This window comes from Chitinophaga sp. CC14, assembly GCF_048957795.1.
Lineage (GTDB): Bacteria > Bacteroidota > Bacteroidia > Chitinophagales > Chitinophagaceae > Chitinophaga > Chitinophaga ginsengisegetis.
Genome location: NZ_JARBFY010000001.1, coordinates 1,317,610 through 1,343,541, shown reverse-complemented (window position 1 = coordinate 1,343,541; position 25,932 = coordinate 1,317,610). Strand labels below are relative to the sequence as shown.

Below are 25,932 nucleotides of genomic sequence, written 5' to 3'. Positions count from 1 at the left end.
ATTTCAAAGAAGAGTTTTGCATTTCAAATAAATAGTTAAACGGCCGGTTCAAAATTGTTGAACCGGCCGTTTTTATTCTTAATAATTATATTTCTCCTTCCACAAACTCTTCAGGTAATTCCTCAGCTCATTTTCACGCGGGTTATTTCCCGGATCATAAAACTTCGTTCCTTTAATAGCGTCCGGTAGAAACTCCTGTATCACAAAATTATTTTCATAACTATGTGCATACGCATATCCTTTGCCATAGTCCATTTCCTTCATCAATTTCGTAGGGGCGTTCCTGATATGCAAAGGTACCGGCAGATCACCGGTTTTAGCTACCACCGACTGCGCTGCGCTGATAGCGGCAACGGCTGCATTGCTTTTGGCTGAAGCAGCCAGGTAGGTAACGCACTGCGACAGGATAATCCTCGATTCAGGAAAGCCTATCAGATTTACGGCCTGGAAACAGCTGGTGGCCAGCAATTGCGCATTGGGATTGGCGTTGCCGATGTCTTCCGACGCCAGGATCACCAATCTGCGGGCAATAAATTTCACATCTTCTCCACCGTCGATCATCCTGGCGAGATAGTACAATGCCGCATTGGGGTCACTTCCCCGGATGGACTTAATAAACGCGGAAATAATGTCGTAGTGCTGCTCTCCTTTTTTATCGTATATGGCTACCCGTTGCTGGGCGATGTCCATTACTTTTTTATCTGTAATCACAATCGGATCTTCCCGTAAAGTGGTTACTACCAGCTCAAAAAGATTAAGCAATTTACGGGCATCTCCGCCGGAGATGTTAAACAGCGCACTGGTTTCTTTGATTTCAATATGTTTGCTGCGCAGCCACTCATCCCGTTCCATTGCCTGTTGCAATAGCTGCATCAGCTGATCGTTGCCGAGAGGTTTCAGCACATACACCTGGCTGCGGGATAACACCGCCGCATTCACTTCAAAAGATGGATTCTCGGTAGTGGCGCCGATAAGGGTGATGATCCCTTTTTCCACAGCACCCAGCAGGGCATCCTGCTGTGATTTATTAAACCGGTGGATCTCATCAATGAATAACACCGCGTGTTGCTGCCGCCTTGCCATCTCTATCACTTCCCTCACTTCCTTTACTCCGGCCGATATAGCACTGAGTGTGTAAAAAGGAACCTGTAATGTATGTGCAATAATGTTGGCAATAGTTGTTTTTCCAACACCGGGAGGACCCCATAAAATCATGGAAGGGATCATTCCCTGCTCTATCGCTTTTCTTAAAATACTGTCCTTGCCGGTAAGATGTTCCTGCCCCACCAGTTCATCCAACGTTACCGGTCTTAGCCGCTCCGCTAATGGTTGCATACTACACTTATTGGTTTATTGTTTATTGCCCGGGTTAACGAGCGGAATTTGTTTGTCTGAATCGGGACGGTTGACCTGGTTCATTTTAAACGACATGATCCCCTTTACGGACCGGGCGCGGGTAACCGCCAGTGTGGCTTTCTCTCCCGTAAAATTTTCGGCTACAGTGGCCTCAAACAGTTGCAGCCAGCGGTCAAAATAGGCAGGCTCCAATGGAATCAGCTTGTTCAGCTTAAAATGAGGATCCATCACATTCCCTTTATAATTGCCACCGTCCAGCAACAATCCTTCCCAAAAATTATACATGATGGGCAGGTGATGTGGCCAGTCGACCTTCGCCACATCATTAAAAATAAAGCCGATCAGATCATCTGTCTTTACTTTATCATAAAAACTGTCTACCAGTAATATGATATCATTTCTGTTGGCTATCTCCCGCTTTTCCATAACTCCGTTTTTTATTCTTCCTTTTCTTCGTTCCTGCCGCTCTGCAACTGCAGCCACTGGCGTAGGTAACGGAACGACAGTACAATATTCAACGTAAACAAACTGCCCATCACCAGCAGGAACACACCTATTGGCGCTACCAGCGTTTGCTTAACCGCTGCCTGTTGATCTGCCGGTAAATTATCAATCTCCGCTTTCATCTGCTCCGGCGTAACCAGCAAAATGGTTAACCCCGACAAAATGAGCAGGATAGAAAATATCAGTCCTACCGTACCCATAAACCTCATGCCTCCCGGTGTGCTCTCCTTCAGGGGAATTTCCGGCAATAGCAGGCTCCGCTGAAGATATAATGATAAAACGCTATGGATAAAACAGGCGCCCATCGAAAGCAGGGATACAATTGATCCAAAGTTCGTACCCAGAAAAAGTACGCTGGACAAGAGCATGAACGTGAAAATGCCGGATATCATCAATACTATAGCCGTGGTAACCCTGTACAATTTAAACCTGAAATCCATTTATATGTTAATTTACGTAACACAAACCTACCTAATTATTCAGAGATTCCGGGATTTGATCAACAACAGCCATCACAGCGGGGATTGCCGTTCATAAAAAACCCTTCATGCAACCTGACCCGTTTTCCATAACTTAGAATACTAAACCTGTTTTAAATATGAACAAAACCAATGCGGTAAAACTACCGTTGCTGGCTGCCATCGTTACACTCGCAGCCTGCAATTCAAACAGTTCCTCGCAGCAGGCGGAAACGGCCGACACCACAAAGGTGCCCGCTTTTAACCTGGCTGATATCGATTCTTCCTACAAAGCCTGTGATGATTTTGACAATTATGTGAATGGTAACTGGAAAAAAAACAACCCCATCCCTTCTACAGAAAGCCGCTGGGGAGCGTTTAACGTGCTCGATAAAGAAAATAAGGAAGTTCGCCTTAAAGGGATCATTGCTGAAATCACCAGCAAAACAGACCTGAAAAAAGGTACAGAAGAACAACAGATCGCCGACTACTACTCTTCGTTCCTGGATACCGCTACCATCGAACAACGCGGCATCACCCCGCTGCAACCTTATCTGGATAAGATTGCCGGCGTTAAAACACTCGCCGACTGGGCCAGCGTAACCGGTGAACTCCAGAAAATCGGGGTATCTACCTTTACCGGTTTTGGCGCAGAAGCAGATGCCAAAAACAGTAAAATGAATATCCTATACCAGGGACAGGATGGCCTGAGCCTCGGTGAAAAAAGCTACTACGAAAGACAGGATTCCGCTACCAAAAATGTACGCAGCGAATTTGTTAGTCACGTTGATAAAATGTTTAAACTGGCAGGTTTCCCTGAAGCCAACGCGGGAAAAACAATCCTCGACTTTGAAACCAAACTCGCCGCTATTCAGCTGAGCAATGTAGAACTGCGTGATCCCGTTAAAACCTATAACAGGGCAGCATTCTCAGAACTGAAAACACTGGCGCCTGATTTCGATTGGGAAAACTTTGCCGCTAAACAGGATATCAAAACCGATACCCTCGTACTCCAGAACAAAGCCTATCTCACCAAGGCCAACGCGCTTCTGAAAGCTACTCCGCTGGAAACACTGAAAACATATTCCAAATGGCAGCTGCTCGGCCAGTTCGCCGGTTATTTACCATCTACCTTCGATAATGAAAACTTCCATTTCTACGGTACGGTAATGACAGGTAAAAAATCGCAGAAAACCCGCGCAGAACGCGCTATCCGTTCTACCGACGGAAAAATGGGCATGCCGCTGGGTAAACTGTTTGCCAAAAAATATTTCCCGGAAAGCAGCAAACAGAAAGTATCCGAGATGATCGAAAATGTGCGTAAAGTATATGGCGAAAGAATCGATAAACTCACCTGGATGGGCGATTCTACCAAACAAATGGCACACAAAAAACTCGCTTCCTTTACCTATAAAATCGGTTACCCCGACAAATGGAAAGACTATTCTTCCATCAACATAGAAAAAGGAAAACTGGTGGAAAACGTAATAGCAGCAAGCTTATACGTACACAAAGAGAGTGTTGATAAAATAGGTAAACCGGTAGATAAAAGTGAATGGGGTATGACACCTCAAACGGTAAACGCATATTACAACCCGTTAAACAACGAAGTAGTATTCCCTGCAGGTATCCTCCAGCCGCCTTTCTACAACCCTAATGCAGACGACGCCATCAACTACGGTGGTATCATTGCCGTTATCGGTCACGAATTTACCCACGGCTTCGACGACCAGGGTTCACAGTTCGATGCAGACGGTAACCTTAAAAACTGGTGGACAGAAGCCGACCGTAAGAACTTCGATAAACTGACCAAACGTTATATCGACTACTTCAGCGGCCTCGAAGCACTGCCTGGTTTCAAAATCAACGGCGCCTTAACCATCGGTGAAAACGTAGCCGACCTGGGTGGTTTAACACTGGCCTATCACGCACTGGTAAAATCGTTTGAAGGTAAAGGTGAACCCAAACCTATCGATGGATTTACCTGGCAGCAGCGTTTCTTCCTGGGCTGGGCACAGGTATGGCATGGCAACATCACAGATGCCGCCCTGCGCAACCAGATCCAGACAGATCCTCACTCACCGGCAAAATTCCGTATCAACGGACCGCTGCCTCACCTGGCTGAATTCCAGGCTGCATGGGGCTGCACTCCCGGAAGTAAAATGGTATTACCGGAAGCAGAACGTGTAGTGATCTGGTAATAATTACCCGGCAACTATTATATAGCATTACGGATTTGTTGGAAGAAGCGTGACAAGCTCACCATCTCCCCGCAAATCCGTAATTCTTTTTTATCAATACCTTCGTTAAAAAAATACGTATGAAATACATATTCATTACCTGTAGCGCCTTATTCCTGTTTGCCTGCGCACAAAAGCAGGCCCCCGCTGAAAATGCCGGTACTCCTGCACCTCCCGCTGCTGAAACGCCGGTGGTGGCTGCCGGCAATAAGCTTCCGGACCCTGTTTGCGAAATGCCCTATGATACCAGTTATAAAGAATGGGCTGTATATAAAACAGATACCCTGCATTTCTGCTCAACTACCTGCAAAGGCGTATTTGAAAAAGCGCCGGAAAAATATATGGCCAAACTCGGCAAATAGTATATAAAAAATAGCCGCCTGGGTAAAAACCCGGGCGGCCTAAGATTACAGTTTATGAAATTTAAATAAATACTATTTATCTGCAAATTTAGTCCAGCCTTTGAACCAGGTATCACCTGCTGCTGCTGCACCTACATAGGTAGTGGTAGTAAATGCACCACCACCTAATTTTGCGCTGGTGAAATCCGCACCAGCCAGCAGTGGAGAACCAGCTGCAGGGGTTGGATCAAAAGTGGTATAACCTGTGTTGGTCAGTTTCACATCAGCAACGGCAGCCAGTGTTTTATTGGCAAATGCTGCAGTGCTGAACCAGTTCAGGGAATTAAATGTTGCAGTACCAGGAGCTACCACCAGTGGGCTACCCGCAATGGTGTTATTCTTATACTCCAGTGCATTGGAAGTAGCACTTGCTTCTGTCAGCGCGCCATCCAGGAACAAACCAACAGGCCAGCCTACAAATACAGAGTTGAAGATAGAAATTTTACTGTTCCTTCTGATATGCGCACCTCTTTTGTAAGGAGCTGCAGTAGCAGCCGGAGCAGCGTTAGCGTAAGGTCCAACAACTGTTATATTGCTGAAAGTAGCAGAAGTCTGCGGCGTTTTGGTAGTACCATCTGCATCGTTGTCAGATTCAAAACCATTGGAAGCGCCACTCGGACCGAAATCAGCAACGGCTGCATCACGCAGTACCAGGCCAAACTGGATCTTTCCGGAGAAACCGTTATCAGTATCAAAATCATCATCAGTACCGCGATAAGCGATCAGGTGTTTACAATTTACAGTACCACCAAACCACTCAAAGGAATCATCACCGGAGTGACTTACCTGAACATAATCAACAGTAGTTCCGGAACCAACGCTACCAAAAGTAACACCGTTGATTTCATCATTTACTGCGAAAGCAATACCCGGATATTCTACTCTTACATATTTCAGAATACCGGAGTTGTCATCGGCTTTGGTACCACCATGTAAACCGTAACCGGTAGCAGTTTCATTTACACCACCTTCAATGGCCTGTAAGCCGGCAATACCGTCTTTTGCACCATTGTTTGGCGCATTACCCAGCAGGATAATACCACCCCAGTCGCCACTGTTAGGAGTAGCCTGGCTGGATGTAAATACAATCGGAGCAGCAGCAGTACCCTGTGCATCAATTTTACCATTCCTGGTAATGATCAGCGCACCTTTATTCGGAGATTTAGATCCTTTAATGGTAACACCTGGTTCTATTTTGATAGTTGCACCGTTCAATACAAAAGTGAAATCAGTCAGCAGGTAAGTTTTACCTGTTTTCAAAACAGTATTGGAAGTAATCTGCTTTGGCAGTGTTTCAGGAGACTCCTTAAATTCACTGTTATCGCTGGTTCTTTCAATAGTGGCCTTAGTCATGTCTACTGGCTGGGCCGGTGGCGGAGTTGTAGGATCGTCGTCTTTGCCGCAGGATGATATAATCACAGCCAAAAACATTACAGGAAACAGAATTTTTTTCATGTCAGATGGATTGAAATTAAATGCAATTTTTTAAAATCTACTATTCCTATTATTACTCCTCTCTTTATCAGAATTTATAAGAGAAAGAAAGATTTACATTGGTACCGCCTTTGGTACTTATTCTGAGAAAGTCTGATGTTTTATCATACCTGCCGTTGTCATCATTATCCTGGTAAAAATTGGCAGACTGATTCAGGATATCACTTACCGTCAGCTTGATTTCTCCCTTACGGAAAACCTTCTGTGATACCATGAAGTCCAGTAAGGATCTTGGCGCTTCGTATACATCCGGTTCGGTGTCATTTCCTACAATGAAAATCCTTCTGCCGATGCGGTTAAACAATACATTGGCAACAGTACCGGTCGATTCCTTTTCAAACTGTAGCCCTACGTTGATCACATACGGGGACTGTCCCTGCATAGGCCGTGCTTTCAGCACTTTATCTTTCTCAAAAGAAACTTTATTATAGATGTAGGCAACATTGGAAAATACGGTGAATGAATGCCAGAATCCTGCATTATCAGGATTCAGAAAATCGAGGTTCTTTCTAAACTCCACTTCGGCGCCTGCACTATTGGCTTTAGGAGCATTCAGGTAGGTTAAACCTACAGAACCCGCACCGCTGTTATAAAATCTTTCTATAGGAGATTCAAAGTGTTTGTAGAAACCGGCAATGGTTAATACTTCTCCCGAACGGGGATACAACTCATAGCGCAGATCCACATTGGTCACTTTACTTCTCTTCAGGTTAGAGTTACCTGATTCGGTAGCCATCAGGTCAAAGTTGTAGAAGGCAAACGGTGCCTGTTCACGAAACTCCGGCCGGATAACGGTTTGAGAGGCGCTAAAGCGGATATTTGTTTTTGCATTCAACAGGTAAGTCAGGTTCAGGGAAGGTAATATATCCGTTACCGTAGTTTTATTATTCTGTGGTCCGTTCTGATTGTATTTAATCGACTGGTCAAAGTTCTCCACTCTCACACCCCATACCAGGCGCCATTTCTCATAGATATTATTATCAAACTGCAGGTAGCCTGCATTGAGTAAAGCATTGGCGCCGTAAGCATCCGGTGTGTTGGTGATTTCATCCATCCGCAATAACCGGTCGGTAAAGTTTTCCGGTGCAAATAATTTATCAGGAGATAAACGTACCAGGTCATGCGCATAAGGATCGCCGGCGTCAAAAAGCGTGTAACCCAGTGCCCGCGGGGTAAAACCACGTTCCTTACTCTGGATCAGGTAACCCATCTTAATTTGTTGTTGCTTACCACCGATTTTCACAAACCGGCTCAGGTCCAGGATGCCACCGTAAATATTGTCATTCAGTTTGGAATAGAAACGGCCGGAACCGGTGAGGGTAGCGGAACCGCCGGAAGATATATTGGCGTAATAATCATTCTTACCGGCAATGCTGTTATAGCCCAACCGGCGAAGATCCGGTACATCCTGCTTCATATTGGTGTAGCTGCCATTCCACCTGATCTTCACTTTCGCTTTCTCCCAGAAATGCTCACCGGATAATTGGGAAGTGTAAATGCGGTTGCTGTTGAAACCCAGTTCATAGGCGCGTACATCTGTTTCAGAAGGAATGTCGTTACCATTTCTCACGGTAGTGGCTACTGTAGAATTGATACTGTAGAGATTTTTGAAACTGATTTTATTCTTGCCAAACTGGTAGGATAAGTTAGCAAGGCCGCCCCACAATACATTCTGCGTGGATTTCTTATCGTAATAATTATAGATCCGGGATCCGTCATTATCAAAGTCGGTACGGTAAGTATCGAAATTACGGTTGTTTCGGTTGTAACTCAATGATAATACGGCGCCGAAACGATTGCCTTCTTTTCCTTTATTGATACCGCCTGCAATCTGGAAATTGGAGTTAAGCGGTGTGGTTTTGGTATTTACTCCCCATATGTCCGGGAATGATTTGGATACAGCAATTTTATCTGCAGTTGACAGCTGATCATAACCGGCTTTGGAAGATGGAAAAGCGGATGGGAGCTTTCTGGTTCCGTCGTCAATACCAATCCAGTCCTGGTTTCCACCTTTATAAGTGTAGAAATCCTTTCCGGCAGACATGGTATTGAAACCTGTACCTGCCAATACGGTCAGGAAGTTTTCGGAAGGAATATCTTTTGTGTTCACCTGTACAAGACCACCGGCAAATTCTGCGGGCAATTCAGGTACAGCGGCTTTATTGATCACAATGTTTTCAACAATATTGGAGGGGAACAGGTCAAAGGAAAATGTTTTACGGTCTGGTTCTGTGCTGGACAACAGGGCGCCGTTAACGGTGGCCTGGTTGTAACGGTCGGCAAGTCCGCGTACGATGAGGTATTTCCCTTCCTGCAAAGAAGCGCCGGATACTCTTTTCAGTACTTCTCCGGTATTTCTGTCCGGTGATTTACGGATCGCTTCTGCAGATACTACCTGTGCTACGGTGTTGGTATTCTTTTGCAGGGTAAGCAGGGAGTTAATGGTTTCCTGTTTAGCGGTTCCGGTGATCACTACTTCTTTCAGGCTTTTGGAACTTCTTTCTTCCATTACAATATCCAGGTAAGTAGGTTTACCTGCATTCACCACTACTTCTGAAACTGATTTGGTCTGATATCCCATGAATTTAAACTCCAGGGTATAAGTGCCGGGTGCTACTGAAATCTGGTATCTACCTTCAACATCCGTTACCGCACCTTTGCCTGTACCGGCTACCACTACGGTTAACCCGATGATGGCTTCACCTGTTTTCTTGTCTGTCACCTTACCGGTGATTTTGGCAGGATCAACTGCGAAGGAGGCATTGGCAAAGGAACAGCACACTAACAGTGCCCAGATAAGTACAGAAGAGATTCGTTTCACAATATTTTTTTAATCAGATTTTAATACGGTTTTAAGCCCGTTTTAATATTTGATGGCAAAAGTATTGGCACTACATTATCGAAGTGTTAACGGGGCATTACCAGAATGTTAATTGATAAAAGGCTTTTCAGGAAGAGCGTTGATGTAATATAAACAGCAGGTAGCCGGGTCAGCTAAGAGAATACAGATCAGGGGAATATTATCGGTTACCACATATTTTGCTGTGGCGACTGGCGGTTATTATTCGTCAACATATCAAGGGAAATATCCAGCTGGTAGTTACGGTCGGTTTTTCTATCGGCTACGGGGCAGGCAATCTGGAATAAGTGCTGGCTTTTATTCATGAAGGGTTTGTTGTCCTTATTGCACAACTCCAGGGAAAAATTAAACCGTTCTTCCACTTCTTCCTCAAACTCCCGCAAACTCAATGTTTCGTCGATAGGAAATTCAATCAAAACATCTTCTTCAAAACCCGCGTCCTTTAATGTATCAAATGTATTGGCAAGTGAGTTACGCACATACACGGCCACATTACAAAAGAGCAAACGCTGGATCTGCATTTGCAATAGGGAGATAGTCATTAAAGGATGTAACTTCAATACTTTCATCTAGCTGTTTTTCTGGCTTATTTAAATGTGCCAATATCGTCACACTTAATTATTTCTCTGGCAAACTTAGTAGTCTACTTTTAATTTAATATTAAGCGCTTGTTATGATTTTGTGAAAATAACATTTAAATATAAATATATTTAAAATATTTAAATGTAATAAACAGAAAGAAAAAATCAGGAACCGGGGAAGGTAATAATACGCGTAGCGTCCCAATCGGTGAGCCCATCATCGTCATCTTCTGCCAATACAGCGCCTTTACGGGTAACGGGGTGTTGGTAAAGGGCCCATTGCTGGTTAATATATTCAAGAGAGGTGAGACTTTCTACCCAATCGCCGGAATTCAGGTAAGTGATCGTTTTATCGCCTACTTTCATTTCTTTGATCAGGGGCTGGTGGATATGACCGCAGCACACTACATCAAACTCCTTGTCTGCCGCTATTTCCGCAACGGTTTGTTCAAAATCGGAAATAAACTTCACGGCCGACTTTACCCCTTGTTTTACTTTTTTGGAGAAAGACATCTTTTCCCTCCCCATACTTTCCAGTACATGATTTACCAGCCGGTTGAGGATAATCAGCAGATCGTATCCCTTGCCACCGAGTTTGGCCAGCCACTTGGAGTTTTTCATGGTCACATCGTACACGTCGCCATGAAAGAACCAGTGCCTTTTGCCATCTACCTCCAGCACCAGCTTATTATCAATCGTAAAGTTGCCCAGTTCAAACCCTGCGTATTTACGAAGGGCCTCGTCGTGATTACCTGTCAGATAATACACCTCGGTGCCTTTGCCGATCATCTTCAGGATTTTCCGGATCACTTTGGTATGGGCCTTTGGGAAATAGCGTTTGCTGAATTGCCAGATATCGATAATATCCCCATTCAGCACCAATATCCGCGGGTCGATACTATCCAGGTACTGAATCAGCTCTTTGGCGTGACAACCGTAAATTCCTAGATGAACATCTGAAATTACAGCTATATCTAATGGGCGTTTATCCGACATTATAGGTTTGTATGTACAGGTTGTAGGCAGCCTGTTTATGAGTATAATTTTCTATGCAAAGGAAAAATCGCTATATTACTTTTATATTAATCCAGTGTTAAGGAATTATTAATTCACGTTTTTTACTGGCTGGGATAGATTCTGAAAGCTATTTTTGCGGCAAATTTTATAAACTCAAACGTATGGGAGGCTTCAATTCTTTTGTTAAACTATTCATGCCGAAAGACCGGGTATTTTATTCTTTGTTTGAAGATGTAGCTTCCAATCTGGTAGAAATGGCGACTGTGCTCAACGAGCTGGTAGCCACCACAGATCTGGCCGTGAGAAAGGATAAGGTACACCTGATAGAACGCCTGGAACACAAAAACGACGATTACACACACCGCATATTTGTAGAGCTCGGACAGAACTTTATCACCCCGTTTGACCGTGAAGACATTCACTACCTGGCGGCAACACTGGACGATGTGGCAGATTACATCCACGGTTCTGCCAAAAGAATGGATCTCTATAAAGTACACTACATCAACGATAGCATCCGTAAACTGGCGGAACTGATCCACCTGGGTGTACTGGAACTTGCCAAAGCAATCCCCGAACTGCGTAATATGCAGAATATGCGCATCATTACGGATGCCTGCGTAAAGATCAACAGCCTGGAAAACCATGCTGACGACATCTACGACATGGCTATCGCCGACCTGTTTGATACAGAGCAGAACGCGGCAGAACTGATTAAAATGCGTGAAATCTACCAGGCCCTGGAAATCGCTACCGATAAATGCGAGGACTGCGCCAACGTAATAGAAACCATTATTATCAAGTACTCCTGATAAAGGGGAATACAGTTCTGAACGCATAATTCTCCTGATGTCATGACTTTACTAGTAATTATTATCATACTGGCATTCATTTTCGACTATATCAATGGTTTCCATGATGCCGCCAACTCTATCGCCACTATTGTGTCGACCAAGGTACTTACCCCTTTCCAGGCAGTACTCTGGGCCGCAGTATTCAACTTTGTGGCCTTTTTTGTTGCCAAATATTACATCGGTGAATTTAAAGTAGCGAATTCCGTTGCCAACTCGGTATTTGAACAGTTTATCACGCTGAAAGTAATCCTTTGCGGCCTGGTGGCAGCTATTACCTGGAACCTCTTCACGTGGTGGCTGGGGATTCCTTCCAGCTCCTCGCATACCCTGATAGGCGGTTTCATTGGTGCGGCTGTAACGGCCTCCGGTGGCAATATTGATGTAATCAATTTCCACAAAGTATTACCCACCGTGTATTTTATTGTACTGGCGCCCCTCATAGGTATGGTGGTGGCCTTTATTATAACACTCATCATTGTAAATGTCTGCCGTAAGGCAAATCCATACCGGGCAGAAAGCTGGTTCAAACGCCTGCAGCTGGCCTCTTCCGCGGCATTGAGCCTCGGTCACGGTAGTAACGATGCCCAAAAGGTAATGGGTATCATCTCCGCCGCGATGGTGTCTGCCGGTTATATCGGCAGTCTCAAGGAAATGCCGGATTGGGTACCGCTTGCCTGCTTTACCTGTATTGCACTCGGAACCATGAGCGGTGGCTGGAAAATCGTAAAAACAATGGGAACGCGTATCACCAAAGTAACCCCACTGGAAGGTGTGGCTGCTGAAACCTCCGGCGCCATTACCCTCTTCCTCACGGAACATCTGGGTATTCCCGCCAGTACCACCCACGTTATTACGGGTGCTATTATGGGGGTAGGTGCTACCAAAAGGTTATCCGCCGTTCGTTGGGGCGTTACCGTATCCCTGCTGTGGGCCTGGGTTTTAACCATCCCCATCAGTGGATTACTGGCTGCATTCACCTATTTCATCGTAAATCTGTTCATTTAAAAAAGTGAACCGGCACATACTTTGAAAAGCTCTCCGCAACCTCCGGAGAGCTTTTTTTATAAAAAAAAGATGCCAATTGAAAGAGAGCCGCTATTTTTGTGCGGTTTTCCTAATCGGAAAGTTAAGTTAGTGACCATCAAAAATTGATCTTGCAAATGAAAGGAATTATCCTGGCCGGCGGCTCCGGCACCCGCCTACACCCCATTACGTATGCTATCAGCAAACAGATAATGCCGGTGTATGATAAACCAATGATCTATTACCCGCTGTCTACCCTGATGCTGGCGGGCATCAAGGATATTCTGATCATTTCCACCCCGCACGACCTGCCGGCTTTTCAACGGCTTTTCGGCAACGGACAACAACTTGGACTGAATTTAACCTACGCAGAACAACCCAATCCAAATGGTTTGGCTCAGGCTTTTGTGATCGGTGAGGAATTTATCGGTAAGGACACGGTAGCCCTGGTACTGGGTGATAACATCTTTTACGGCGCCGGACTCGGTACGCAACTGGCACATAACACCAACCCCGACGGTGGAATCGTATATGCCTACCAGGTATCCGACCCCGAAAGATATGGAGTAGTGGAATTCGGTGCAGACATGAAAGTACTGTCCATCGAGGAAAAACCCACCCAACCCAAATCCAACTTCGCCGTACCGGGACTTTATTTCTACGATAACGAAGTAGTGGAAATCGCTAAAAACCTGCAGCCCAGCCCACGCGGCGAATATGAAATTACAGATGTAAATAAAGAATATTTACAGCGTGGAAAATTAAAAGTTTCTATCTTACCACGCGGAACGGCATGGCTGGATACCGGTACATTCGACTCACTGATGCAGGCATCCCAATTTGTACAGGTAATAGAACAAAGACAAGGAATCAAAGTGGCCTGTATCGAAGAAATCGCCTACCGCAAAGGATTTATTGACGCCAGCCAACTTAAAGAACTGGCCAAACCTTTGCTGAAAAGCGGCTACGGAGCTTACCTCGAAACGGTGCTCAATCAAAAAGTTTTCTGAAATATCAAATAAACGTAAATCTGAAATATCATGAAGGTTCTTGTTACGGGTGGTTGTGGCTATATAGGCGCGCATACTATTGTAGATCTGATCAATAATGGATTTGATGTAGTATCTGTAGACAGTAATATCAGGAGCAGCACCCAATTATTAGATGGTATAGAGAAAATTACCGGAAAAAAGGTACGCAATTACAAAGTAGATCTTTGTAACCTGGAAGACACCAATGCGGTATTTCATGAAAACCGGGATATCGTTGGCGTCATCCATTTTGCAGCCCTGAAAGCAGTGGGAGAATCTGTAAACGAGCCCCTGATGTACTTTCAGAATAACCTCACCTCGCTCATCAACGTGCTGAAATGCGTAAAAGAATACAATGTTCCCAACCTCGTATTCTCCTCTTCCTGCTCCGTTTATGGCAATACCAAAGCCCTGCCGGTAGTGGAAGAAACTCCGCTCGGCGAAGCACAATCGCCATACGCACGTACCAAGCAAATGGGGGAACAGATCATCGAAGACTATAGCCGGGTAAATGAAACCAACTCTATCCTGCTTCGTTATTTTAACCCGGTAGGCGCACACCCATCCGCACTTATTGGCGAACTGCCACTGGGAAAACCAGACAACCTGGTTCCCGTAATCACCCAAACGGCTATTGGTAAAATTCCTAAAATGACCGTATTCGGAACCGATTACGATACCCGCGATGGCTCCTGCGTTCGTGACTATATCCACGTAATGGATATCGCCGCCGCTCACACTAAAGCACTCCAATACCTCATAGAACACCGGAATACCAGCAACTGCGAAGTGTTTAACCTCGGCACCGGCAACGGAGTAACCGTTCTGGAAGCCATCAAGGCATTCGAAAAAATTTCCGGCATCAAATTAAACTACACCACCGGCCCACGCAGGGAAGGAGATGTGATCTCTATTTACGCCAATAACAGTAAGGCGAAAGAAAAGCTGAACTGGGAACCAAAAATTGGTATTGAAGACAGTATGCGCACTGCATGGCAATGGGAAGTGAGCCTGCGCAATAAAGTGCTGAGTAACTAGGATCCTCTTTTTTTAATGATTACATTTACGCTTCAATTTTAAAAAGACCACAATGGTAAAAGATATTCAACCACTAAATGAAAAAGAAACCCGCGGTGGGTTTGGTGAGGGCATACTCGAAGTAGGTCGTAAAAACCCCAATGTAGTTGCGCTGACAGCAGATTTGCTCGGTTCTATGAAACTGAACGCTTTTATTAAAGAATTTCCTGATCGCTTTGTGCAGGTAGGTATCGCAGAAGCCAACATGATCGGCATCGCTGCCGGCTTAACCATCGGCGGTAAAATCCCCTACACCACTACTTTCGCTAACTTTTCTACCGGAAGGGTATACGACCAGATCCGTCAGTCTGTTGCCTATTCCAACAAGAACGTAAAAATATGCGCTTCCCACGCAGGACTTACCCTGGGTGAAGATGGTGCTACCCACCAGATCCTGGAAGATATCGGCATGATGAAAATGCTGCCCGGAATGACTGTAATCGTACCCTGCGATTTCAACCAAACCAAAGCAGCTACCATCGCTATCGCTGATTACGAAGGACCGGTATATCTCCGTTTCGGCCGTCCGAAATGGCCCAACTTTACCGCTGAAGACCAGAAATTTGAAGTAGGTAAAGCACAGATCCTCCACGAAGGAACAGACATCACCTTATTCGCCTGCGGTCACCTGGTTTGGATTGCCATCGAAGCCGGTAAAGTACTGGAAGAAAAAGGCTACAGCGTGGAAATCATCAATATCCACACTATTAAACCGCTGGACGAAGCAGCAGTTATTGCTTCCCTGAAGAAAACCGGTTGCGCAGTTACTGCAGAAGAACACAACGTACTCGGTGGTCTGGGCGACAGCATCGCACAGGTAGCTGCCCGTCATACGCCCGTTCCCATTGAATATGTGGGCACCAACGATACCTTCGGCGAAAGCGGTAAACCGCTGGACCTGCTGAAAAAATATGGCCTCGATGCAGATCACATCGTTGCCGCAGCAGAAAAAGCAATACAGCGTAAGAAAAAAGCATAAGCAAAGCAGATCGCCTTCGGTGATTGTCTTTTACAGAATCAGACATCAGTCTGATGATAATATTTTGGGAGATGAAAGCAGATATACCTGCTTTCATCTCCCAAATCTTTTTTACATCAAAACATAATCGCCGAAGGCGATCTCTCCACCCTCATTAAACTTTGCCACAATCTCCACGTCTTATGAACAGGTTTTTATTTATATTCAATGAACTAAAACCTGTTAAGAACCATTTAACCTATGGCCGTTTCACAGGACGATAAATCACTCTTGGCATTATACCGTATACCTGATACTAAGGAAAAAGGGTTTACCCTTATTATCCAAAAGTACCAGGAAAGGCTTTACTGGCATATCCGCAGGATGGTAATGGATCACGACGATGCCAACGATGTGTTGCAAAATGTTTTCATTAAAGTGTGGAAAAACCTGGAAAATTTCCGGGAAGATGCACAGCTATATACCTGGCTCTATAAAATAGCCACCAACGAAAGCCTGACTTTCCTGGAGCAGCAAAAACGTAAAACGTCCGTTTCGCTGTCGGATATAGAAACCGGCCTAAGCAACAAACTCAGGGCAGATCCGCAGTTCGATCCCAATAAACTGGAATGGAAACTGCAGCGCGCCATCCTCAGTTTACCCGATAAACAAAGGATTGTATTTAACCTGCGCTACTACGATGAAATGCCCTACGAGGAAATGAGCAAAGTGCTGGATACCTCGGAAGGCGCCCTGAAAGCCTCTTATCATCATGCTGTTAAGAAAATCGAGGAGTTCATCCGCAATGGCTGAGTATAAATTTTACAAATATTTATTTTAAGTAATTTTTAAAGAATTTTACCAAAAGATTAAAATCACATTAAACTATTAGTACCATTTACTGTCTAAAAAACAGCAAATATGAACAGGCAGACTTACATAACAAATGAATTAATGCAAATAGCTCCAGGCACCAACTGGCCCGCAGAAGTACCATTTACGGTACCGGCAGGCTATTTTGAACACCTGCCCGCCGCTATCCTGCTGCAAATTCAGCTGGAAGATCTGCGTTCCGGGACAACCGCTGTTCCAAATCAGCCGCAAACTGTTCCTGCCGGCTATTTCGAAGGATTACCACAGGCCATCCTGCAACGGATCCAAACGGAAGAAGAAACCAGCTCCCTCACCTCCGTACACGCGGAACTGGAAGCTATTTCCCCCTTCCTGGCGGCAATCCCCAAACAGACACCATTTACAGTACCCGCCGGCTATTTTGAGTCCCTCCGGGCCAACTCCAGCCCCGTAATTCCACTGCGGGTAGCGCACCGGAACCGGACCGCCACGTGGTTGAAATGGACCGTGGCCGCCTGTCTTACCGCTTTCATCGGTAGCAGCGCCATCCTGTTCGTTATCAACAATAACAACCATCATAATACTATAGAAAGACAACTGGAAGACCTGAATGACCAGGATATCGTTAATTACCTGCAAACCCACACAGATCCCTTTGATAATGAAGCTTTCTTTGCCAGTTCCGCGGAAATAAGCCCGGTGCAAAGTCAGCTGAATGAAGCAGTTCCACTGGAAGCCATCGAAAAATACCTGCAAAGGACCGATTTATCAAAGGAAGTGTTACCTGAAAATAAATGATGAAACATTTTTACTTTATATGGATTACAATGTTTGTGCTCCTCACCCATGCCGGCGTGAGTAACGCCCAGCAAACCCCGTCCGAAAGCGCCGCAGAAAAAATAAAAGCCATACAGATCCAATACCTCTCCCAGAAATTAAACCTCACACCGGAAGAAGCCCAGAAGTTCTGGCCGGTTTATAATAATTATACCCATGAAGTGGAACAACTGATCGCAGAACGCCACCAGAAAAGAGACCAGGAAAAAATAGCCACCGACAACGCCGACGATGCCGCCCGGAGAAATATGGATAAGGAACTGAAGTACGAAAAACGAATGCTGGACATTAAATCACGCTACAGTACAGAATTCCAGCGTGTACTCCCCGGCAGAAAAGCAGGCATGGTGTTTAAAAGCGAAAGAGAATTCCGGACCATCATGGTTAACCACCTCAATACCCAACGCATGAACAGAATGGGTGGAGGCCCGAGAAGAAGACCCTGAAAGAATTACGGGGAAGCCCCCGCAATTCTTTTTATTTATAATGTGCCCTTACTTCACTCACCAGCCCTTTCTCATTAATCACCATCATCTCCGTACTTAATTTATCATTGATACTCTTATAATAAAGCACAATAGAATTCACGCCTTCCAGGATGTGATACAGCTCAAAATGCAAATCAGGATAGGCTTCCAGCCCCCTGGTGAAGTAAGCCTTTAAGTTTTCTTTTCCCCGGATACAACCCGTAGGGTCATTGTTGATTCTTTTAATTAACGGGGAATAGAAGGTAACATTATCGTCGTAGTGCGACATTATTTCGTCGAGGTTGTGTGAATTCCACGCCTGTACCCAGGCTTCACCGATGTGGATCAGATTTTCCATTGCTGTTTTTTTCACAATGTAAGCCATCTGCCGGCACAACTATTTGCTGAAAAGATCAGTTTCCATTTTACGCCATTGCAATGGCGTTACCTTAAAACAACGGCGGAACTGCCGGTAAAAATGGGTTACGTCTTCAAACCCGGTACTGTAAGCTATTTCCGCGATCGGTTGCTCCGTGGTACGCAGCAGGAAACCGGCCATCTGCAACCGCTTCTCCAGCACCCAGTGCATGGGAGAACTATGATAAATATCCCGGAAACGGCGTTTCAATGTGGCAGTGCTCATGTGCCCCATAGCAGCTACCTCTTCCAGCTGCTTTACTTCTGCCATCCCTGTACTCAGCTTTTCCATCACCTCCGGAAGCGGATACATAGCGGCTTTGGTGAGCATGGCACTTATAGCTTCTTCTCCGGAAATAAGATGAAGCGCGTGTGAAATAATGTCGTAGTAACCAGGTGTGGTGAGGTTATCGTCTGCAAAGTAACGCAGCAGCGATTGGGTGAAGCTGTGCCACCGGCTGTTTACCGGCAGCGTGGTTAATGCCCGCCCGGCCGTATTGGTTTTCCCTGGCTTTTTGAGGAAGGCCAGGATCATCTCATCCGGGATCACCAGGTTAATGCTCCCGTATTGCCGCTGTGGCTGTAATATTTCAGAGCAAAGCAGGCTTCCGGGCGGAATTATCATCGCATCTCCGGCATGCAGGTAATGTACCTGCCTGCCGTCGTACATTCTTTTCTCACCCTGTACTACCAGGTTGAGTATCGTTTGCGGAATATACAGTTCGTGTGTGGCCTGATCACGGTAAACACTATACGATGCCCAGCTGCGGCCCTGTTGCTCCCATGTTTTAATGGTATCCTGTCCGGTAAGTGACAAGCTGTTAAACAGCGTATACATGCTCCTTTAGCTTTTAAAACTTAGCAAAAGGTTCTTTGGTATCATGATAAAAAAGGAATGTCCAGCCTTCCTGTTTGCCGCGCTCCAGGAACTCCTGGCGAAGTTCCATACTGCGCTTGCCGTCGTAATCATATTTAGCTGCAAACCGGCTCCTCATCTGGGATATCTGTGGCGCCACATCTCCCCCGAAAAATATTTTATCCGTTCCATCATCTACCAAAAACACCTGGTGATAAGGACAGTGACCACCGGTCACTTCGTAATGAATATATCCGTCGATAGTGCCATTGCCGGTAGTAAACACCACGTTATCCCGCTGTTGTAATAATATTATATCTTCGGAGAGATAGGATTTGCCGGAGTGTTCTATCGCGTAAAGCATTTCCTCGTTGTTCACATAATAGGTAGCCCCCGGAAAATTGAGCGTACGCTCTTTCGTGATAGGATCTTCTGAAGAAACGCCACCGGAATGATCTTTATGTAAATGGCTCATCAATACCTTGGTGATTTCCATAGGATTGATGCCATTGTCTATCAGGTGCTGGTGGATTTGCAATACGCCATCGGGGTTACGGAAACCCAACCCGGTATCAAATAAAATATAGTCGCGGTCCGTGATAACAAGGAACGGCTGTATTTCTACCAGCAACGAACCATGCGGGCGGTCCTGCATGCTATCTGTTCCCAGCTTAAAAGGAAAAAATTTCTTGGTCCCGTCTACGGTAAATGACCCTTCTGATAATGGAATGATACGTGCCATTTTGCAAAGATACTATCTTAACACCATCTGCCGGTCGGCATCCAGCCGCAGCAGTATAAATATCAGCATGGTAAAGGTCATCAGGGAAGACCCCCCATAGCTCACCAGTGGCAACGGAATCCCGATCACCGGCGCAAGACCGATCGTCATAGCAATATTAATAGCCAGGTGGAAAAAGATGATACTGGCTACCCCATAGGCATACACCCGCGTAAAGGTCGATCGCTGTCGCTCCGCCACAAAAATAATCCGGAAAAGCAGGGCTACATAAATACCCAGGAAAATCACGCTCCCGAAGAAGCCAAAATCTTCTCCCACAGTACAAAAGATAAAGTCGGTACTTTGTTCAGGTACAAAATCATAACGGGTTTGGGTGCCTTTCAGGTACCCCTTTCCCCAGAAGCCGCCGGAACCGATGGCAATCATACTCTGCCTGGTATTGTAGGTCGCCTTGGGATCATTTTCCTTACCCAGCATTACTTCAATACGGCGTACCTGGTAGTCCTTCAGCACTTTGGTAAATACAAAGGGAACGATGAACATTACAAACAGTCCGCAGAAGGCATATACCCCCAGTATCAGTGCAAGCTTCGATCGCTTTCGTTTTATTTCGCGCCGCATAAAGTATATGACCAGCGCGGTGATGACCGTAAAAATGATAAACAGTATCGTTCGGTCAACCAGCAGGGCCGATAATACCAGCACAATGCCCGAAAACGCTATTACCAGCAATACGCCAGGTAATCCTTCGCGGAACATCACCAGGAAAAAAGAAAAATATACCAGCGCCAATCCTGTTTCGTCCTGCAAAATGATGATACCGGCAGGTATCAGGGCCAATGCAGCGGCAATCAGTCTCGATCGTAGTTTCGTGAAATCAGTTTCCTGCGACGACAGGTATTTGGCGAGGGCCAGGTTGGTACAGAGCTTTGTCAGCTCCGCCGGCTGAAACTGGAATCCCCCGATCACCAGCCAGGAGTGCGATCCCTTCACATCTTTACCGATGCCCAGTACCAGCAACAAAAGCAGTAGCCCGCCTGCATACATCAGGTTGGCCGTGGCCGTAAAAAATTTACTGTCTGTAAGCCATATCACTGCTGCCAGTACAATGGATACACCAAACCAGATCAGCTGTCTGGAATAATTTTTATTTGGATGAAGGATATCCTGCCACACGTTATCATCACCCCGGTATTCCGCAGCAAAAATGGACATGATGCCTATGATCACCAATGCCAGGTACAGGCCAACTATTGGCCAGTCAATCCCTTGTGTCAGTTTGGCTTGCGAGCGGTTCATTATCGATTAATCGGTTTATTCGATGATTGGTTAAGGCTTGTTCTTCTTAATAACAGCATTCTGATTCAATGAATCCAAATGCGATTTAGCCAGCATGGCCTGATCTATTGTTACTGTTTCCATCACTGTTTTCAACAGCGGCTGACGTTTGGTGGAGATACTGTCTTTCAGGTATTTCTCCATCATCAAACTGGCAATAGGCGCTGCATACTTCGCACCAAAACCGGAGTTTTCCACAATCACGGCAATGGCTATACGTGCTTTTTCAGCAGGGGCAAAGGCCACAAACACCGCATGGTTCTTCAGTTTTGTTCTTACTCCGTTTACAATACCGTAGTTTTCTGCTGTACCGGTTTTACCACCAACGCTGATACCTTCAATCTGCGCAATACGCCCGGTACCACTTTCCACCACATCTGTCATACCGTGAATAACAGCGCTGTAGGCTGTATCAGAGATATGCGCTACCTCGTGTTTCTGTTTGTATTTATCCAGGAGATGCGTATTATCGTTATCAATACTGGCTACAAAGTGCGGAATATAGTAGGAGCCACGGTTAGCCACAATACACATGGCATTGGCCATTTGCAGCGGTGTTAACAGCAACTCACCCTGACCAATTCCCAGGAACACCGAAGTACAGGAGTTCCAGCTGCCTTTGTACCGGGCATCATAGTATTTTTTATCGGGCACCAGTCCACGTCCTTCACTGGGAATGTCTACCCCTATCTTATGGCCAAAGCCGAAGTTGTTCATATAGTCGGCCCACTTCTGCATGCCGCCTACCTTGATACCGCCAAATTTGGCCGCATCCACACTCAAACGGTATACATGCGAAAAATAGGAGTTACAGGAATGCGATAAAGCCAGGCGGAGGTTAGCCGCGTGACCGGCGTCGTGGTGTTCGCATTTGATAGGTCTTGAACAGCCGTAGTAAGCGCCGCCACAAGGGTATCCGAAGCTCGGCGTAATTACGCCTTCATCCAGTCCTACCAGTGCAATCATCGGTTTAAACGTGGAGCCCGGCGGATAAGTAGCCTGGATGGCACGGTTAAACAGTGGTTTGGTAGTATCTGTATAAAGTTTACTGAAATTGGCGCTCCGGTACGGACCTGTGAGCAGGTTGGGATCGAAGCTCGGGCCGCTTACCATTGCCAGGATGCCGCCGGTTTGCGGATCAATGGCCACAATGCTGCCCGATTTACCTTTCATTAATTTTTCGCCGAGTACCTGTAATTCAATATCCAGGGAAAGCCGCAGGTTCCGGCCTGCTACTGCCGCACTGTCAAACTCCCCGTTTTCATATGCGCCCTGTGGCCTGTTCAGGTTATCTTTAATCAGGTATTGTATACCACGTTGTCCCATTAATACGGTTTCATAGGTCTTCTCCAGACCAGTGAATCCCAGATAATCGCCGGAGTTATAGGAGGCATAATTCCCTGTGTCCTTTAACATGGCGGGGGATATTTCCGCAATATACCCGAGGATATTAGCTGCAGCCGAATAAGGGTAAGAGCGGATTTGCCGGGGAACCAGTTCAAAGCCCGGCTGGAAAAGATACATGCTTTCCTGTAGCTGGCCGAATACTTCCGGCGCCAGCAGGGGAGCAAAAACTGATTGTCTTACCCGGCCGTTTTTGATAATGGCGGTAACAATCCGTTTCCTGAATTCTTCCTTATCTATTTTTAAAATATTACAGAGATAGCCTGTATCGATGCTTTTTACGCTGGCAGGCGTTACCACGAGGTCATATAATACGTCGTTGCCGAGGATGCTGCGGTTCTGCCGGTCGTAGATGATACCCCGGCTTGGATAAATGACTTTACGAAGCACGGCATTGGCATCCGCCAGCTTGGCGTACTTCTTTTCCACTACCTGCAGAAAGAATAACCTGGTGATGATCAGTATTACCATCCCAAGTATAATCATCTGTATTACTCTCTTCCTGGGCTGATTGAATACTGACATGCTATTAAGGACGGAATTATTTAAGTTACAAACCTACGTTAAAAAGCAGAAATTATTTTTTCGAGAAGAACAGCAATTCATACAGCACAATCAGGAAAAGACTGGCCAGTGTTGAAAAAACGATCTTCATCACCAGGTATAACGGGTTGCCCATACCAAATACTTCCAGTGTAAAGAAAAGCGCATGGTGCAGGAATACCAGGATAGCGGCATAGATGAGAAACTGGGACACGCCCATACTGGTCATCGAAGGCGTTTTCTGGGTAGTTTCAAAACCTCCCTGGGGCGATAGGATATTGATAATAAACGGACGCAGATAAGCAATGAACACACAGGCAGCAGCATGCATACCAGGCGTATTCATAAACATATCCAGTGAAAGCCCCATCAGCAATCCCAGGAGCATAAGCCCCGGGCGTGGCAGATTAAAAGGCAGCGCCAGGATAAACAGCATATAAAGATAGGGGCTCACCAGCTGGTGCAACAATATTTCATTGAGCACAAACACCTGAATCAACAGCAGGAGCACGAAGCGGATTATATTTCTTAACAGTATACTCATTTAATCAACTTATACGTTGAATCTTCCAATCTTTGTTGTTCTTCTTTCAACAGGTTTTCTATCACATACACATACTGCAGGTTAAAGAAATTGGTAGCCAATTTCAACCGGATAGTAAATGAGGTGCTGGCTTTGTCTCCTACAGCAATGCTTTCCACATAGCCGATCGGAATATTTTCGGGGAACAGGGCAGAGAAGCCGCTGGTCACCACCGTATCACCTTTATGTATCTTGGCACTTTTCGGTACATCTTTCAACAGGGCATAACCGGCATCTTCACCGTCCCAGTGTACGGAACCCATTTCTTTTCCCTGGCCCAGGCGGGCGCTGATGGATACGGAATTGGATTTTGAGAGCATGGACAACACCACGGAGTAGTTGTCGCTCACGCTTCTCACCACGCCTACCACGCCGCTGCTGCTGATAACGCCCATATTAGGACGGATACCCTGCAGGCTGCCGCGGTGAATAGTAATATAGTTAACGGGTTTATTGATGGAGTTGTTGATCACTTTGGCGGAGAAGTACTCGTACCGGCGGATCTGTGTGCCAATGATCCGGTGGGCTGTATCATCGCTGTACTGGCGAACGGTGTCAATTTTGATCCCGTTGGTGGTTACCATGCTGTCGTAGCTGGTACGGAGCATGTTGTGCAGGCGCATGTTTTCATTCACCAGGCTGTCGTTGGTCGACTTCAGGTGAAAGTAATACTGTACATTATTATACTTGTCATATAATTTCCCGCTGATGTCATTTGCGGAACTGAGGTAGGCGGCTCGCTGAAAGTTGTTATGCTGGAATACCAATACCATACAAATCACTTCCAGCAGCAGAAATAAGAAGAAGTTAAAATATCGCCTAAAGAAAATGATTAGATTTCGCACAAGCGCGCACTATTTTAGGATTTGGTTATCCGGATACCCTGCCGTTCCTTCCCAATAGGATGAATAACAAAATATCCGGATCACAAATAGTTTTATTGCATCAGGAACGGATACTTACCTACATGCTTTAAGGCAATACCTGTACCTCTTACCACTGCGCGTAACGGATCGTCTGCTACATGCACCGGCAGTTTGATTTTTTGGGTAAGACGTTTATCCAGTCCGCGCAGCAATGCACCGCCACCGGTCAGGTATAAACCCCTGCGGTAAATATCTGAGGCCAGTTCCGGAGGCGTTGTTTCCAGCGCTTTCAGGATGGCTTCTTCGATTTTAAAGATAGATTTATCAAGGGCTTCCGCAATTTCCTGGTAAGATACCATGATTTGCTTGGGGATACCGGTTACCAGATCCCTTCCGTTAACAGGAATATCATCCGGTGGGTTATCCAGTTCCTTCAGGGCTGACCCGATATGGATCTTAATCTGTTCAGCAGTTCTTTCACCTATCAGGAGGCTATGGTAACGGCGCAGGGCTTCCATGATATCAGCAGTGAACTCGTCACCGGCAATACGGATACTCTGGTCGCAAACAATACCAGCCAGGGCAATTACCGAAATACCGGTAGTACCACCGCCTATGTCAATGATCATATTACCTACCGGCTCCTCTACATCAATACCGATACCCAGGGCAGCTGCCATTGGCTCGTGCAACAGGTATACTTCCTTCGCACCGGCCTGTTCTGCAGAGTCGCGTACAGCTCTCTTTTCCACTTCCGTAATGCTGGAAGGGATACAGATCACCATCCGCCAGCTTGGTGCAAACAAGGGCTTTTTGGGGTAAACCATTTTTATGAGTTCCCTGAGCATTCCTTCAGCGGCATTAAAATCCGCTATCACGCCATCTTTCAGGGGACGTATAGTACGAAGATATTCGTGTGTTTTTTCGTGCATCATCATGGCCTTTTTTCCAACTGCCACAATTTTGCCACTAGCCCGTTCTATCGCTACAATGGAAGGCTCGTCCACTACCACCTGGTCATTATGAATTATCAGCGTGTTCGCTGTACCAAGATCAATCGCGATTTCCTGCGTTAAAAAATTAAAAAATCCCATTGTTGATACGGTCAAAAATTAGAATGCAAAAATGAATAATTCCAACGAATATACGATGCAAAAAATGGATATTCTTGCA

General features: G+C 45.7%; 25 protein-coding genes. 10 read left to right on the top strand and 15 right to left on the bottom strand.

From position 1 onward, the window contains the following. Positions 1–78: 78 nt before the first annotated feature. From PV783_RS05710 to PV783_RS05700, 3 genes are read right to left on the bottom strand one after another with little or no spacing between them, the layout of a single operon-like run. Positions 79–1,335 carry a replication-associated recombination protein A gene (locus PV783_RS05710; protein WP_079469685.1) on the bottom strand — a complete coding sequence of 419 codons (1,257 nt, stop codon included), beginning with the start codon at positions 1,333–1,335 and terminating at the stop codon, positions 79–81. A 15-nt stretch (positions 1,336–1,350) separates the two neighbouring features. Continuing rightward, the gene (locus PV783_RS05705; protein ID WP_420987367.1) at positions 1,351–1,782 is read right to left on the bottom strand and encodes a group III truncated hemoglobin; all 432 of its coding nucleotides are present in this window, start codon (positions 1,780–1,782) and stop codon (positions 1,351–1,353) included. Positions 1,783–1,793: 11 nt separating this feature from the next. After that, positions 1,794–2,300, bottom strand: coding sequence for a hypothetical protein (locus tag PV783_RS05700; protein WP_133256111.1), 507 nt, complete (start codon positions 2,298–2,300; stop codon positions 1,794–1,796). 158 nt (positions 2,301–2,458) lie between these two features. On the opposite strand from PV783_RS05700, the gene PV783_RS05695 reads away from it, so the two are divergent. Beyond that, positions 2,459–4,519, top strand: coding sequence for a M13 family metallopeptidase (locus tag PV783_RS05695; protein ID WP_420987366.1), 2,061 nt, complete (start codon positions 2,459–2,461; stop codon positions 4,517–4,519). Positions 4,520–4,638: 119 nt separating this feature from the next. Further along, complete coding sequence (locus PV783_RS05690) at positions 4,639–4,920, top strand: hypothetical protein (protein WP_420987365.1); 282 nt, start codon at positions 4,639–4,641, stop codon at positions 4,918–4,920. A 72-nt stretch (positions 4,921–4,992) separates the two neighbouring features. Here the strand turns inward: PV783_RS05690 and PV783_RS05685 are convergent, their stop codons facing one another. The 4 genes from PV783_RS05685 to PV783_RS05670 all read right to left on the bottom strand — a co-directional run bounded on the left by PV783_RS05685 (position 4,993) and on the right by PV783_RS05670 (position 10,890). Next, positions 4,993–6,414 carry a hypothetical protein gene (locus PV783_RS05685; RefSeq protein ID WP_420987364.1) on the bottom strand — a complete coding sequence of 474 codons (1,422 nt, stop codon included), beginning with the start codon at positions 6,412–6,414 and terminating at the stop codon, positions 4,993–4,995. A gap of 67 nt (positions 6,415–6,481) precedes the next feature. Beyond that, positions 6,482–9,274, bottom strand: a complete 2,793-nt coding sequence (locus PV783_RS05680; protein WP_420987363.1) for a TonB-dependent receptor domain-containing protein — start codon at positions 9,272–9,274, stop codon at positions 6,482–6,484. 206 nt (positions 9,275–9,480) lie between these two features. Further along, on the bottom strand, positions 9,481–9,882 hold the full coding sequence (locus PV783_RS05675) for a hypothetical protein (RefSeq protein ID WP_079469692.1): 402 nt from the start codon (positions 9,880–9,882) through the stop codon (positions 9,481–9,483). A gap of 177 nt (positions 9,883–10,059) precedes the next feature. Beyond that, positions 10,060–10,890, bottom strand: coding sequence for a UDP-2,3-diacylglucosamine diphosphatase (locus tag PV783_RS05670; protein ID WP_079469693.1), 831 nt, complete (start codon positions 10,888–10,890; stop codon positions 10,060–10,062). 182 nt (positions 10,891–11,072) lie between these two features. Between PV783_RS05670 and PV783_RS05665 the strand changes: the two genes are divergently transcribed. The 8 genes from PV783_RS05665 (at position 11,073) to PV783_RS05630 (ending at position 17,989) form a co-directional block, all read left to right on the top strand. Further along, positions 11,073–11,723: a DUF47 domain-containing protein gene (locus tag PV783_RS05665; protein ID WP_079469694.1), complete on the top strand. Its 651-nt coding sequence runs from the start codon at positions 11,073–11,075 to the stop codon at positions 11,721–11,723. Positions 11,724–11,765: 42 nt separating this feature from the next. Further along, a complete protein-coding gene (locus PV783_RS05660) occupies positions 11,766–12,770 on the top strand; it encodes an inorganic phosphate transporter (protein WP_079469695.1) in 1,005 nt (334 codons plus the stop codon). Positions 12,771–12,925: 155 nt separating this feature from the next. Continuing rightward, positions 12,926–13,798, top strand: coding sequence for a glucose-1-phosphate thymidylyltransferase RfbA (gene rfbA / locus PV783_RS05655; RefSeq protein WP_079469696.1), 873 nt, complete (start codon positions 12,926–12,928; stop codon positions 13,796–13,798). 30 nt (positions 13,799–13,828) lie between these two features. Then, positions 13,829–14,857 (top strand): UDP-glucose 4-epimerase GalE, encoded by a 1,029-nt coding sequence (gene galE / locus PV783_RS05650; protein ID WP_420987362.1) that lies wholly within the window; start codon positions 13,829–13,831, stop codon positions 14,855–14,857. Positions 14,858–14,909: 52 nt separating this feature from the next. Continuing rightward, positions 14,910–15,875, top strand: a complete 966-nt coding sequence (locus PV783_RS05645; protein WP_111576965.1) for a transketolase family protein — start codon at positions 14,910–14,912, stop codon at positions 15,873–15,875. Positions 15,876–16,115: 240 nt separating this feature from the next. Next, on the top strand, positions 16,116–16,667 hold the full coding sequence (locus tag PV783_RS05640) for an RNA polymerase sigma factor (RefSeq protein ID WP_079469699.1): 552 nt from the start codon (positions 16,116–16,118) through the stop codon (positions 16,665–16,667). Between the two features lie 141 nt (positions 16,668–16,808). Continuing rightward, the gene (locus tag PV783_RS05635) at positions 16,809–17,504 is read left to right on the top strand and encodes a hypothetical protein (RefSeq protein WP_420987361.1); all 696 of its coding nucleotides are present in this window, start codon (positions 16,809–16,811) and stop codon (positions 17,502–17,504) included. Positions 17,505–17,533: 29 nt separating this feature from the next. Then, a complete protein-coding gene (locus PV783_RS05630; RefSeq protein WP_133256113.1) occupies positions 17,534–17,989 on the top strand; it encodes a hypothetical protein in 456 nt (151 codons plus the stop codon). Between the two features lie 31 nt (positions 17,990–18,020). On the opposite strand, the gene PV783_RS05625 is transcribed toward PV783_RS05630, so the two are convergent. The 8 genes from PV783_RS05625 to PV783_RS05590 form a co-directional block, all read right to left on the bottom strand. Further along, positions 18,021–18,368 carry a nuclear transport factor 2 family protein gene (locus tag PV783_RS05625; protein WP_420987360.1) on the bottom strand — a complete coding sequence of 116 codons (348 nt, stop codon included), beginning with the start codon at positions 18,366–18,368 and terminating at the stop codon, positions 18,021–18,023. Between the two features lie 39 nt (positions 18,369–18,407). Further along, on the bottom strand, positions 18,408–19,265 hold the full coding sequence (locus PV783_RS05620) for a helix-turn-helix domain-containing protein (RefSeq protein WP_420987359.1): 858 nt from the start codon (positions 19,263–19,265) through the stop codon (positions 18,408–18,410). 13 nt (positions 19,266–19,278) lie between these two features. Next, positions 19,279–20,025 carry an MBL fold metallo-hydrolase gene (locus PV783_RS05615; RefSeq protein ID WP_227024420.1) on the bottom strand — a complete coding sequence of 249 codons (747 nt, stop codon included), beginning with the start codon at positions 20,023–20,025 and terminating at the stop codon, positions 19,279–19,281. A gap of 12 nt (positions 20,026–20,037) precedes the next feature. Further along, positions 20,038–21,324, bottom strand: a complete 1,287-nt coding sequence (gene rodA, locus PV783_RS05610) for a rod shape-determining protein RodA (RefSeq protein WP_336387870.1) — start codon at positions 21,322–21,324, stop codon at positions 20,038–20,040. Between the two features lie 30 nt (positions 21,325–21,354). Beyond that, positions 21,355–23,292 (bottom strand): penicillin-binding protein 2, encoded by a 1,938-nt coding sequence (gene mrdA, locus PV783_RS05605; protein ID WP_079469705.1) that lies wholly within the window; start codon positions 23,290–23,292, stop codon positions 21,355–21,357. Between the two features lie 52 nt (positions 23,293–23,344). Continuing rightward, a complete protein-coding gene (locus PV783_RS05600) occupies positions 23,345–23,854 on the bottom strand; it encodes a rod shape-determining protein MreD (RefSeq protein WP_111576969.1) in 510 nt (169 codons plus the stop codon). Continuing rightward, a complete protein-coding gene (gene mreC / locus PV783_RS05595) occupies positions 23,851–24,738 on the bottom strand; it encodes a rod shape-determining protein MreC (RefSeq protein WP_079469707.1) in 888 nt (295 codons plus the stop codon). Before mreC ends, PV783_RS05600 begins: the two co-directional genes overlap by 4 nt. A gap of 92 nt (positions 24,739–24,830) precedes the next feature. After that, positions 24,831–25,853: a rod shape-determining protein gene (locus PV783_RS05590; protein WP_079469708.1), complete on the bottom strand. Its 1,023-nt coding sequence runs from the start codon at positions 25,851–25,853 to the stop codon at positions 24,831–24,833. Between the last annotated feature and the right edge of the window lie 79 nt (positions 25,854–25,932).

Coding starts and splice junctions, on each gene's coding strand:
- PV783_RS05645 (WP_111576965.1), top strand. CDS start 14,910: ATGGTAAAAGATATTCAACCACTAAATGAAAAAGAAACCCGCGGTGGG.
- PV783_RS05700 (WP_133256111.1), bottom strand. CDS start 2,300: ATGGATTTCAGGTTTAAATTGTACAGGGTTACCACGGCTATAGTATTG.
- PV783_RS05660 (WP_079469695.1), top strand. CDS start 11,766: ATGACTTTACTAGTAATTATTATCATACTGGCATTCATTTTCGACTAT.
- PV783_RS05625 (WP_420987360.1), bottom strand. CDS start 18,368: ATGGAAAATCTGATCCACATCGGTGAAGCCTGGGTACAGGCGTGGAAT.
- PV783_RS05695 (WP_420987366.1), top strand. CDS start 2,459: ATGAACAAAACCAATGCGGTAAAACTACCGTTGCTGGCTGCCATCGTT.
- PV783_RS05675 (WP_079469692.1), bottom strand. CDS start 9,882: ATGAAAGTATTGAAGTTACATCCTTTAATGACTATCTCCCTATTGCAA.
- PV783_RS05685 (WP_420987364.1), bottom strand. CDS start 6,414: ATGAAAAAAATTCTGTTTCCTGTAATGTTTTTGGCTGTGATTATATCA.
- mrdA (WP_079469705.1), bottom strand. CDS start 23,292: ATGTCAGTATTCAATCAGCCCAGGAAGAGAGTAATACAGATGATTATA.
- PV783_RS05710 (WP_079469685.1), bottom strand. CDS start 1,335: ATGCAACCATTAGCGGAGCGGCTAAGACCGGTAACGTTGGATGAACTG.
- PV783_RS05640 (WP_079469699.1), top strand. CDS start 16,116: ATGGCCGTTTCACAGGACGATAAATCACTCTTGGCATTATACCGTATA.
- PV783_RS05670 (WP_079469693.1), bottom strand. CDS start 10,890: ATGTCGGATAAACGCCCATTAGATATAGCTGTAATTTCAGATGTTCAT.
- PV783_RS05635 (WP_420987361.1), top strand. CDS start 16,809: ATGCAAATAGCTCCAGGCACCAACTGGCCCGCAGAAGTACCATTTACG.
- galE (WP_420987362.1), top strand. CDS start 13,829: ATGAAGGTTCTTGTTACGGGTGGTTGTGGCTATATAGGCGCGCATACT.
- PV783_RS05600 (WP_111576969.1), bottom strand. CDS start 23,854: ATGAGTATACTGTTAAGAAATATAATCCGCTTCGTGCTCCTGCTGTTG.
- PV783_RS05705 (WP_420987367.1), bottom strand. CDS start 1,782: ATGGAAAAGCGGGAGATAGCCAACAGAAATGATATCATATTACTGGTA.
- PV783_RS05665 (WP_079469694.1), top strand. CDS start 11,073: ATGGGAGGCTTCAATTCTTTTGTTAAACTATTCATGCCGAAAGACCGG.
- rodA (WP_336387870.1), bottom strand. CDS start 21,324: ATGAACCGCTCGCAAGCCAAACTGACACAAGGGATTGACTGGCCAATA.
- PV783_RS05690 (WP_420987365.1), top strand. CDS start 4,639: ATGAAATACATATTCATTACCTGTAGCGCCTTATTCCTGTTTGCCTGC.
- rfbA (WP_079469696.1), top strand. CDS start 12,926: ATGAAAGGAATTATCCTGGCCGGCGGCTCCGGCACCCGCCTACACCCC.
- PV783_RS05620 (WP_420987359.1), bottom strand. CDS start 19,265: ATGTATACGCTGTTTAACAGCTTGTCACTTACCGGACAGGATACCATT.
- PV783_RS05615 (WP_227024420.1), bottom strand. CDS start 20,025: ATGGCACGTATCATTCCATTATCAGAAGGGTCATTTACCGTAGACGGG.
- PV783_RS05590 (WP_079469708.1), bottom strand. CDS start 25,853: ATGGGATTTTTTAATTTTTTAACGCAGGAAATCGCGATTGATCTTGGT.
- PV783_RS05630 (WP_133256113.1), top strand. CDS start 17,534: ATGTTTGTGCTCCTCACCCATGCCGGCGTGAGTAACGCCCAGCAAACC.